This window comes from Burkholderia sp. BCC1644, assembly GCF_902833225.1.
In the GTDB taxonomy this organism is placed as follows: Bacteria; Pseudomonadota; Gammaproteobacteria; order Burkholderiales; family Burkholderiaceae; genus Burkholderia.
On the sequence record NZ_CADFEI010000044.1, the window covers coordinates 1 to 1,966 of the forward strand.

Annotated in this window: 2 protein-coding genes and 1 pseudogene; all 3 read right to left on the reverse strand. The window is 66.6% G+C overall.

Translation table 11 applies throughout. The features are described 5' to 3' along the window. Nucleotides 1-2: 2 nt before the first annotated feature. Complete coding sequence (gene benD, locus HWX87_RS37570) at nt 3-779, reverse strand: benzoate diol dehydrogenase BenD (protein WP_176051828.1); 777 nt, start codon at nt 777-779, stop codon at nt 3-5. After that, nucleotides 776-1,798, reverse strand: a complete 1,023-nt coding sequence (gene benC / locus HWX87_RS37575) for a benzoate 1,2-dioxygenase electron transfer component BenC (protein WP_176051829.1) — start codon at nt 1,796-1,798, stop codon at nt 776-778. The genes benD and benC overlap by 4 nt, the downstream gene beginning before the upstream one ends. A 39-nt stretch (nt 1,799-1,837) precedes the next feature. Then, nucleotides 1,838-1,966, reverse strand: a pseudogene (locus tag HWX87_RS37580) (benzoate 1,2-dioxygenase small subunit); the annotation flags it as partial.

Genomic DNA, 1,966 nt, shown 5'->3' on the forward strand with positions numbered 1-1,966 from the left:
GCTCAACCCGTATCGCCGCCCGCGACCGGCAGCACCGTGCCGGTGATGTAGCTGGCCTCGTCGGACGCGAGGAACAGGATCGGCGCGATCTGCTCGTCGAGGCTGCCGTAACGCTTGAAGTACGTCGAGTCGGTCACCTGCCGCACGGCCTCGCCCATCCACGCCTGTTCCTGCGCACTGTCGCCGGCCGCATTGCGCGGCACGCGACGCGGCGGCGCACTGGTGCCGCCCGGCGCGGTGGCCACGACACGGATGTTGTGCTCCGCGTACTCCATCGCGAGCGCCGACGTCAGCGCGTTGACGCCGCCTTTCGCCGCCGAGTACGGCACGCGGCGAATCCCGCGTGTCGCGTTCGACGAGACGTTGACGATCGTGCCGCCGCCGCGCGCGAGCAGGTGCGGCAGCACCGCGTGACAGGCATAGAGCGTCGGCATCAGCGAACGGCGGATTTCCGCGTCGATCTGCGCCGGCTCGAATTCGGCGAACGGGCGCATGCGAATCGCGCCGCCGACCCCGTTGATCAGGATGTCGATGCCGCCGAACGTCTGTACCGCATGCGCCATCGCCGCGTGCGCGCCTTCGTAGGTTTCGAGATCGGCGACGAAGCCTGCCGTCGCGCCGCCGGGCGCCTCGGCCGCCACCTCGGCGACGAAGTCCGCGCGATCGACGAACAGCACGCTGCCGCCCTCGGCCGCCGCGCGCAGCGCGACGCCTCGGCCGATACCCTGCGCCGCGCCGGTGACGACGACGACCTTGCCGGAGAATCGTTGCATGGTCATGCCGCCTTTGCCGTGACGTTGGGGGTGAACTTCTCGTAGTGGAAGCTGTTCGGCTTCACGCCTTCGTCGTCGAAATACTTGCGCACCGCGTCGACCATCGGCGGCGGCCCGCACAGGTACACGTCGACGTCGCCGTCGTTCAGCGCATCGGCCGGGATGTGCTGCGTGACCCAGCCCTTGCGCGGATGGTCCGACGCGGCATCCGCGATGACCGTCGCGAAACTGAAGTTCGGCAGTTTCGCCGCATACGCTTCGATCGCGTCGACCAGCACGAGGTCGAGATCGCGCGTCACGCCGTAGATCAGGTGCACCTTCTGCTGCGAGCCGCTGCGCGCCAGCACTTCGAGCATCGACAGGAACGGCGCGAGACCCGTGCCGCCCGCCAGGAACAGCAGCGGCCGCTGCACGTCGCGCAGGTAGAAGCTGCCGAGCGGACCGTGCAGTTCCAGCGTGTCGCCCGGCTGCGCCGATTCGAGCCACGTGCTCATCACGCCGCCGGGAATCTTCTTGATCAGGAAGCTGACCTTCGCGTCGGCCGGCGCCGACGAGAACGAATAGGAACGATGCTGGCCGCTCGCCGGCACGTCGATGTTCACGTACTGGCCCGGCAGGAACACGGGTGCCGCCGCGCCGACGTCGAGTTCGAGCACGACGGCCGCGTCGTTGTGCTGCTCGACCTTCGTGACCGTCGCGGCAAAGCCGCTCTGCCCGGTCTTGCACGCGACCGACGAAGTCGGCACCGCGATCACGCAATCGCTTTGCGGCACCATCTGGCACGTCAGCACGAGGCCGCCGTCCTTTTCGTCCTCGGTGAGCGCGTCGTCGATGTAGTCGTCGCCGAGGTCGTAGCTGCCGCTTTCGGCGCGGCACTTGCAGGTGCCGCACACGCCGTCGGAGCAATCCATCGGCAGGTTGATCTTCGCGCGGAAGGCTGCGTCGAGCACCTTCTCGCCGGCCTTGCAATCGATGAAGCGGGTTACCCCATCCTCGAAATTCAGTGCAATCTTGTAGCTGGACATGGTGTCACCTCCACTTCTTTTCATGACAAAACAACAGCGTCAGACGTGATAGACGTCGAGCACCTGCCGGATGTAGTCGTTCTTCAGCACGATCTTCTTGTGCGAAATCAGCAGCGCATCGCCTGCGCGGCGCAACGTGACGAACATCGTGCCGAAGAAGTGATCGGT

Excerpts from the sequence above, each read along its gene's own strand:
- benD (WP_176051828.1), bottom strand. The coding sequence starts at position 779 with ATGACCATGCAACGATTCTCCGGCAAGGTCGTCGTCGTCACCGGCGCG.
- benC (WP_176051829.1), bottom strand. The coding sequence starts at position 1,798 with ATGTCCAGCTACAAGATTGCACTGAATTTCGAGGATGGGGTAACCCGC.